General features: G+C 28.3%; 13 protein-coding genes and 4 pseudogenes. All 17 read right to left on the bottom strand.

The features are described 5' to 3' along the window. On the bottom strand, positions 1-428 hold a 428-nt coding region (locus A9G48_RS09215; RefSeq protein ID WP_065576106.1), incomplete at its 3' end, for a hypothetical protein. Continuing rightward, positions 391-1359: an HNH/endonuclease VII fold putative polymorphic toxin gene (locus A9G48_RS12020; RefSeq protein ID WP_065576105.1), complete on the bottom strand. Its 969-nt coding sequence runs from the start codon at positions 1357-1359 to the stop codon at positions 391-393. The genes A9G48_RS12020 and A9G48_RS09215, both read right to left, overlap by 38 nt. Positions 1360-1791: 432 nt before the next feature. Then, positions 1792-2358 (bottom strand): annotated as a pseudogene (locus A9G48_RS09205) (DUF6939 family protein). Positions 2359-2483: 125 nt separating this feature from the next. Further along, the gene (locus A9G48_RS09200; RefSeq protein ID WP_065576104.1) at positions 2484-2666 is read right to left on the bottom strand and encodes a hypothetical protein; all 183 of its coding nucleotides are present in this window, start codon (positions 2664-2666) and stop codon (positions 2484-2486) included. 14 nt (positions 2667-2680) lie between these two features. Beyond that, entirely contained in the window at positions 2681-3064 is a 384-nt protein-coding gene (locus A9G48_RS09195) for a hypothetical protein (protein WP_034947450.1), read from the bottom strand. After that, the gene (locus A9G48_RS11695; RefSeq protein ID WP_065576103.1) at positions 3065-3298 is read right to left on the bottom strand and encodes a hypothetical protein; all 234 of its coding nucleotides are present in this window, start codon (positions 3296-3298) and stop codon (positions 3065-3067) included. 228 nt (positions 3299-3526) lie between these two features. After that, complete coding sequence (locus A9G48_RS09185; protein WP_034947460.1) at positions 3527-3928, bottom strand: hypothetical protein; 402 nt, start codon at positions 3926-3928, stop codon at positions 3527-3529. Beyond that, entirely contained in the window at positions 3925-4071 is a 147-nt protein-coding gene (locus A9G48_RS11690) for a hypothetical protein (protein WP_155268335.1), read from the bottom strand. Before A9G48_RS11690 ends, A9G48_RS09185 begins: the two co-directional genes overlap by 4 nt. Before the next feature lie 215 nt (positions 4072-4286). After that, a pseudogene (locus tag A9G48_RS12220) lies at positions 4287-4445 on the bottom strand (RHS repeat-associated core domain-containing protein); the annotation flags it as partial. 93 nt (positions 4446-4538) lie between these two features. Beyond that, entirely contained in the window at positions 4539-5258 is a 720-nt protein-coding gene (locus tag A9G48_RS09175; RefSeq protein WP_051825391.1) for a hypothetical protein, read from the bottom strand. Continuing rightward, positions 5230-5703, bottom strand: a pseudogene (locus A9G48_RS11230) (RHS repeat-associated core domain-containing protein); the annotation flags it as partial. The gene A9G48_RS09175 and the pseudogene A9G48_RS11230, both read right to left, overlap by 29 nt. 93 nt (positions 5704-5796) lie before the next feature. Then, complete coding sequence (locus A9G48_RS09165) at positions 5797-6144, bottom strand: hypothetical protein (RefSeq protein ID WP_065576102.1); 348 nt, start codon at positions 6142-6144, stop codon at positions 5797-5799. Between the two features lies 1 nt (position 6145). Next, entirely contained in the window at positions 6146-6304 is a 159-nt protein-coding gene (locus A9G48_RS11685) for a hypothetical protein (RefSeq protein ID WP_176702011.1), read from the bottom strand. 95 nt (positions 6305-6399) lie between these two features. Further along, positions 6400-6750 (bottom strand): annotated as a pseudogene (locus tag A9G48_RS09160) (RHS repeat-associated core domain-containing protein); the annotation flags it as partial. A gap of 48 nt (positions 6751-6798) precedes the next feature. Next, positions 6799-7233 (bottom strand): SMI1/KNR4 family protein, encoded by a 435-nt coding sequence (locus A9G48_RS09155; RefSeq protein ID WP_034947472.1) that lies wholly within the window; start codon positions 7231-7233, stop codon positions 6799-6801. A 2-nt stretch (positions 7234-7235) separates the two neighbouring features. Then, positions 7236-7523 (bottom strand): hypothetical protein, encoded by a 288-nt coding sequence (locus tag A9G48_RS09150; RefSeq protein ID WP_065576100.1) that lies wholly within the window; start codon positions 7521-7523, stop codon positions 7236-7238. Between the two features lie 250 nt (positions 7524-7773). Beyond that, the coding region (locus A9G48_RS11680; RefSeq protein WP_065576099.1) for a hypothetical protein at positions 7774-8202 on the bottom strand (429 nt) is incomplete at its 5' end.

Genomic DNA, 8202 nt, shown 5'->3' with positions numbered 1-8202 from the left:
TAGACCTTACAACGTTGAAATAGCAAACTATTTAATATTTCGATATATAAATACCAATCTTTATCTTTACTATCAAATTTAATTAATTGAAAATCTTTTTCCTTAATTTGGATATCCACATTACAAATTTCTTTTTTATTATTAAGCCAATTTAAACATTCTATTTTTTTTATAAGATTACTACCTAGTTCTATTTCAACAACATCATAATCCTTCTGCCAAACTCCCCATTTTTCAACTTCTATTGCTGGTCTTACATTAGTTCTGATTTTTAAAGTATAATTATCTAGATCGGTAGAAAAATATACAATTGAAACATTATGAATTCCATGAGGATAAAGTTGTTTCAAGAAGTGATTATTAATAATAATATCTATTATATTCATAATTTTAATTTTTACATTTTTTAGGAAAATTATAATGTCCATGAGTACCCTCAACATGTCCCGTGTTTAAATTATCAATTGGACGAACATTAAAATGAGGTTCTGCACCATGCCCAGGAGTTGCTTTTGTATGTCCTAAACTATGTTCTTGGATCGTAATAATTTCATTATTTTTACCTTTAAATTCATAATTTCTTGTTTCTACAATGGAACCATTAGAGTTCCTTACATACCCTCCTGAACCATCCTTTAAAGGCCTTTTATAAATATTACTAGGTTGTTGACTCATGGGGATTCCTGCATCTCTTTTTGCTTGTCTGAAAGCATCTCTACGACTGACACCATCATAAGAAGTTTTTTTATCAGCCATTAACCCAAACGGATCCACCCAAGCATTACTATCATGCACATACGCATAAAAATTCGGGTTATTACCTGACAGTTTTATAGGATCTTGGCTTATATAAGTTCCTGTATTACTGTCGTAATAACGGAACCGATTATAATAAAGCCCCGTTTCCACATCCTCATACTGCCCTAGTTGCCTGAACGGAATAAATGGCTTATTGTTAAAGGTATCTTCCCGTATTCTGCCATAGATGTCAAACTCCACCTGCCAAACCAGTTCACCTTTGTCATCATAGGCCTGCGCGGGGCGGCCCAAATAATCCGATACAATCGAGTAGGACTTGCCGTCGCAGAGCTTAGCGGTGGGGACTAAACTTCCTTCTTCATAAACCCAAGTGGTCAGGTTTTCGACCGGTTCGGGTTGGTCCAAAATAAGCATTCCCAGCTCGTCAGTAATAACCTTAGGACGCCGTGCACGCTCATAATGCCATTCATGCAATAATACATTTCCATCCCAAAGATAGCGATAAATCTTTGTATGAGCAATTTTCGCTGTTCTTCTTCCTAATGCGTCGTATTCAAAGCGAATCCATTCCCCTTGTGGATTGCGCACCGCTTTGAGCATGCCGTTTCCTTTTTTATTTTTGAGCTCTAACGGGGATATTTAGGGATGTATTTCGCCACCTCCAACCCTCCAAAATACACACATAATCAGGGTTTAGTGGGAAAAAGGATAAAACACGCGCAAAGCATTTACAGATAACCGTTTGAGGCTTTTTGGATACCTGTTGATAACTTTTTTATTTTTGACTGTTTTAAACCTTAAAAATAGAAGATTTTGGATGAAAATAACAAAAATATCCACCTTTATGGATAAAAAAATGTGTTGCCTTTATACATCTTTTTCCAATATTTATATTTTTATAATACAGTCAACTCCTACGTTCTCTGATCGTCGAAGATTAACTGGAATTGTTGGATAAGTTTAGTACTTAAAAGAAAAAAAGATAATAAATCTAGGATTGCCTTTTTATTTCTGTTATTTAAATTCTATTAGCTAGACGAAAGTATTAGCCACTATTGGATACTCATTTAAAATAAATAATCGAATTAAGTTAGCATGAGAAATAGGTTTAATATTAAAAACTTCTATATTAGTTTCATAATCCAAAAATACAATATCTTTTCCTTGAAGGATTAATTTTAATTTTTGTACTTCTTCAACTAATTTATTATCCAAAACCCATTTATAAGTAGGTAAATATATATCTTGTTTAGCTTTCAAATATCCTAATATTTCATTTCCTAAAACACCATTTCTATGTCCTAATATTTTCCCACATGTACGAATAGTGCGTTTTATTCCTTTCATATTGGTAATTTCAAATTTAGATATATCAATATCTTGATTTTCAAAAACTTTTAACCCTTGCCACACTCCTTATACACTTTGAGAATAATAATCAGGCGAAAAAGGAACAGGTATATTATCATGTGGGTAAAAAGGACTAAATTTTAAGTACTCTGCTCCTTTAGATGTAACATCAATAATTTCTGCATTAGGATATTTCTTAATTAGATTTTCTTTAGATCTTCTTTTACTTTCTATATAAATATTAAACATAAATAAAGATTACATTTCGTAAAATTCTACTAATTCTTCATAAAGTCTATCTTTCATATCCTCAATTAATTCTAATTCTTTAGTAGTATATATTTTATCAGAAACAATAAAATAATTAGATATATCTAAGAATGAATAAGATAAATTTTTTGGTATCTCATTTTTACCTTTATATTTTTTTTCAAAATATCTATTTCATCTAGTAATAAATTATAATCTTTTTGTATATCTTCTTTATTCCTTAACTTCACGGGAATGGAATTACTGCCTTGTAATAATTCTATTACAATTTCTTCTGGTGTTTGCATAAAAGTAGTTTTATTTATTTAATTGTTTTTTTATTTAAAAAATTTTTTCTATTTATGAAATGTGTTTTAATATCTTTATCTAAAGAATTTTCACACATATTAGCTATATCTATAGGTAAATCATCTCTTAAACATATTGTCATTTTGCATCCTTTATCTCCCTTATTATATATTTCATTGATATATTGAATTGGAAAACTTGGTCTTTCTAACAAATCAGAAAGTATACTATTTGCTAATTCTTTTGGAAGTAAGTCTATTAATTTGGGGACAACTAAATTTAAATCCTGTTCATCAATTTTTGTGATAAGTTCCATATTATCTTCACTAGTCCACTTTTTATTTGCTTCAGAGAAATGATTTATAATTAAATCTTTATCAACTATTATTTTTTTCATCTATTTACATTTACTAGCTAAAGCTTCTTTCCAGATTTTAGCATCTTTTTTACTAAGTTTATCAACTTGGGGACCATTATGAGATTTAAAAATTTTACCTTGATTATCAATAACTAAACCTTTATCGTAAATATGACCATGCGGGTTACTTGGCCAAGGGTCAACGTCATTGGCATGCACTTGAATTTTATATCCCCCTAATTTTATTGTCCATAACTCGAATACATCAACCATCGTATTCGAATCAAACGTATACGCATAAAAATTCGGGTTATTACCTGCTAACCTTATCGGATCTTGGCTAATATATAAGCCGCTTTCAGGATGATAATATCGGAAGCGGAATAAAGCCAGCCTAGTTCTTTATCCTCATACTTTCCTAATTATCTAAAGGAATGGTGTGACTGTTGTTAAATAATAATTGCAATTAATCATTTATTTTTGAAACTTTATTATTTAAACTCATTCTTCCAAATTAGAAACTCGTAATAAATTTAATCTCCATTTACTTATAAATTCATATTCTAAATAAAGATATTTATTGATTTTTATAACTAAATAATGGTCATAACTATATTTCGAAAAAACATTCCATTCTATATTTTCATCTGAAAGATGCTTTAAAGTACTCTCTAAAGAATTTTTTATTAATAAACCTTCTTTTAATTTTTTAATATTATTGAATTCTATAGTATATAGAATATCGTCACGAAACATGAATTGATTTTTATCTATAAGTATTTCATAATCACCTTCTTCATTTCTTGAATAATATTGTTTTTTAAATGTTTTCTTTTTTAATCTACAAAATTCATTATATGATAAGTTTAGATAAGATTCTAATTCTAGAATTTTTTTCTTCATAGGAAATCATCAATAAGTTTAACCATTTTTTCAAATTTTGGGATATTTCTTTTAGCAAAATCAATTTGTCTTTTAGTACCATTTGTTAAATGTTCAGACATTTCTTTTATAGCATGTTGAGTCTGTTCTCTGGCACCTTTCATAATTGATTTATCTTTTAATAAGTTATCTATAGTTTTATCTGCTTGTTTTATAATTTTTTTATCTTTAACAATATCTCCAACCTAGTCCATATTAAATTATTATCTACAACGTCTAATAATGCTTCTGTAACCTTTCTATTATTATGTAAAATATCTACATGTGGTCCTTTACTTAAAACATCAGATCTATATGGTTGTAGTTTAGCTTTACAATCCAATCCAAAAACATCAACAAAGGAATTACTATCACTTACATAAGCATAAAAATTCGGGTTATTTCCTTCAAGTTTTATGGGATCTTGGCTTATATATAAGCCGGTTTCAGGATTATAATATCGGAACCGATTATAATAAAGCCCCGTTTCTACATCCTCAGAATTTGGAGATAGAATCAACCGTCAACTTTACTTAGCAAATACACAAAATTTAGGACGTCGTTGGAGCGCCGAATCAATTTACTAATATATCTAATTTTCTAAAATAATTTCTCCAATTTCAAAACCAATAATATTATTTTCTTTTAATGCATAAATTAGTTCTTCTGAAAAAAACATACCTTTTCCTTGTATATTAATAATATCATAATGATATTTATTAAGTAGAAATAGGTTCAATGCTACTAGGTTAAAATTTATCTCATTATAATCTTGATAACTTTTAAACTTAACTTTTTCATTTCTTTGTGTGTCATAAAAAATGGATTTATCTAAATCTATTTCGGTATCAGGAATCATCGGGAAACCTATCAAATAAAATTTATCATTTTCCCACCCTTCAATATCTATATTAATTTTATTTAACAATAATGGGATCCTATACGTTTTAATTATATCGTAAGCCTTTTCCGAAATTATATAATTTAATCCTAACTCATAAGGCAAATAGCTTATAAAATCTGTTCTTTTTATTTTTTTTCGCGTTGGATAATATTTTATTGAAGATATTTGTTCCTCATTAATAGATTTGAAAGTTTTTAAAAAAACTCTATTTCTATTATTTAAATTCTCATCAATATATTTGTTAAATTTATTTTTTTCCTCTTTAGAGATGAAAGATTTATTTTCTTTTAATTCTAATTGTGCTCCCCCGTTATTAATTCCAGTAATTACTGGATCATAAGAAACATCTAATTTTTTATATCTCATTTTTTTCTCTATATTATTTACACCCACCTTTAAAAAAATCATTTAATTTTTTCCCGCTTATTTTAGCTTTTTTTATTTTATCTATCAGATGATCCTGTAGTTTTTTGATATTTTGTAAGTCTAACTTTCCAGTATCTACTAATTGTTGTACCTTTTTTCTAACATAATCACTATATGCGGGATGATTTCCATGAAATGGTTTTGGTAAGTCAATTAAGTTACTAACATCTATTGCTTTTTTAGATACATTTTGTATATAACCACTAACATTTTTGAAATTTTTTCTAAACTCCTTAAATATCTGATTAGGTATAATATGATGTAAATCCAATCCAAACGGATCAACCCAAGCATTACTATCATGCACATACGCATAAAAATTGGGATTGTTTCCTGCTAACTTTATCGGGTCTTGGCTAATATATATGCCGGTTTCAGGATGATAATATCGGAACCGATTATAATAAAGTCCCGTTTCCACATCCTCAGGATTTGATGATAGGATTAACTGTCACTTTTAACGGATAAATACACAGAATTTAGGATAGGGTCTGGGATTTTACCATAATTTATTTTTTAATCACCATTCATCAACATCAATATGTAATTCCTTTATATATTTTATATCTTGAATACATCTTCTAATATTTTCAATATCGAATAACTCATTCTTATCAAATATTATATTACAATAAATTAAATATTTAGGATGTAAAACTTCGTTGTCAGTGATATAAAATCCATCAGAACTGGCATTATAAATACTAAAATCATTGATACTATATTTACTATTAGTTTCAATATAATATAATTCATCATCATTATATTCATCTTTAATTAAATTTATATTTAACTTTTTTTCTAAGTTTTTTACAATATTTTCTAGGTCTAATGAGAAAATACCATATGTTATATAGTAACCTTTCATTTTAACTTTTGTATTTTATTTTATAACTTTTCCCATTTGCTCTAACTGCTGATTCACTATCATAAATTCTAAAGTTTACATCTCTTCCAAAACGATTTGATAAACTATCTACTAAATCCCCAAATCCTAATTTTTTCATAGCATCAGAATTTAATGGCATTGAATATGGACGTCCTGGTTTTCCTAAATCTAAACTTTGTATTTTTTTTAATAAATCAGAATTAACAATTGCAACATCAAAATCACTTATCCTACCTACATCAAAAGGAATTCCTGTTTTAAAACTACGACCAGTAACAGAACACCTTGCATGAAAACTTCTGAATTCTTGAAACCTCCCCTAGCTAGGGTAGCTTGAATTTGCGAACCAAATTGATTTAATTGACCATAACTTTTAAATCCTAAAATTGGCGATGTAGATAATCCGAATGAATCAATTTGAACGTTGCTATCACTTACATACGCATAAAAATTCGGGTTATTACCTGCTAGCCCGATAGGGTCTTGGCTTATATAAGTTCCTGTATTACTGTCGTAATACCTAAACCGATTATAATAAAGCCCCGTTTCCACATCCTCATACTGCCCCGGTTGCCTGAACGGAATAAATGGCTTATTTTCTTAAAAAAGACTCATTTGAATTATTTTTTCTTTTCATAAATTTTTCTCAATTAATTCTGAAAATGATTGAGAATATATTTCCTGACTATCACTATCATGATAAAAAATTAATATTTCTCCACTAGGTATTACCATTACAGGGTCTCCACTTCCAGTGATAGAAATAACATAACTTTCTTGAATTATAGGACATCTATTATCTTGTTTATAATTTTCTCTAAACTCATTAGTTATATCTACTACTGTTTGGCTAGATAACATCTCTGAATTATTAAAACCATATATTGGTACACCAACATAACTTCCTCCAAAATTTTTTAAAAAATCTATATAATCCTGAATAAATTTAACATGAAGCTCTTTTTGTGCTTTATCTATTTCTTCATCTGAAACAGGATTACCTCTAAATATTTGATTTTCCTCCTTAGAAAAAAAAATATTAATTCTATTATATAATTCTCTATTCATAATTATTTACATTTTACCTTTATACCTCTGGCTTCCAGTTCTTTTTTAGCTAAATACGCATGATATTCTTTTCTCCAATTATCAAAAGCAGCTCGCTCATTAACAGTTAATCCTCCTCCTTTCTTTTTTCCATAAGGATGTTGCCCTGGATTTGTATGTGGCTTATCATGATGCTTTTGTGGCATTACAACGATAGTACCTTCTGGATCTTGTTTGTAGTGGTGTAAAACTATTGTATTTCTTTTTTTTATCTTTAGGTGATAATCCCCAACCTGAGCCTGAATTTGCATAATACAATGCTTCCAATTCTCTATTGGATAAATGACTTATATTTGTATAACCATTTACAGTTAAGCTTAATCCTTTACTATCTGTAAAAGTAATATAACTAGATGGATGATTAGACAGCCCAAACGGATCGACCCAAGCATTACTATCATGCACATACGCATAAAAATTCGGGTTGTTACCTGCTAACCCTATCGGGATCTTGACTTATATTGAATAAGAAAAAAGACCACCTCAGACTGCCTTATATATTTACGAATATTGCCAAAAACCTGCTATTATTTCAGCAGTTATACTGTGTTTATATAAATATAATGCTCCATAACCAAATACATAGTTTTCTTTGATTAAATTTTCTGGATAATAATCTTCATCAATCTGGATAAAAAAGTCATAACCATTTTTTTCTAAATCTTTAAAATAATAATTTTCATCTTGTATAAGTCTTGGATTTTTTGATTCTGTTATAAAATTAAAAACATCAGATTCTACTTTTTTATACCCTTTTATATATGCTTTATTAAGGCCTTTAATCGTATAAATTTCATTATTACTTTCTTCTGAAAAAGAATGAACAAATACTTTTATAGAACAATTAGGATATATATTATTATCTATCATTTCATTATACTTTTTCGGTATAAAAACAGATATATATTTTTCTTTCTCTTGAGGATTTTG

Origin of the sequence: Gilliamella sp. wkB18, from assembly GCF_001690875.1 — a bacterium.
Lineage (GTDB): Bacteria > Pseudomonadota > Gammaproteobacteria > Enterobacterales > Orbaceae > Gilliamella > Gilliamella apicola_A.
The sequence above is the reverse complement of the archived record's forward strand: the minus strand, read 5'-3'. Positions and strand labels throughout refer to the sequence as shown.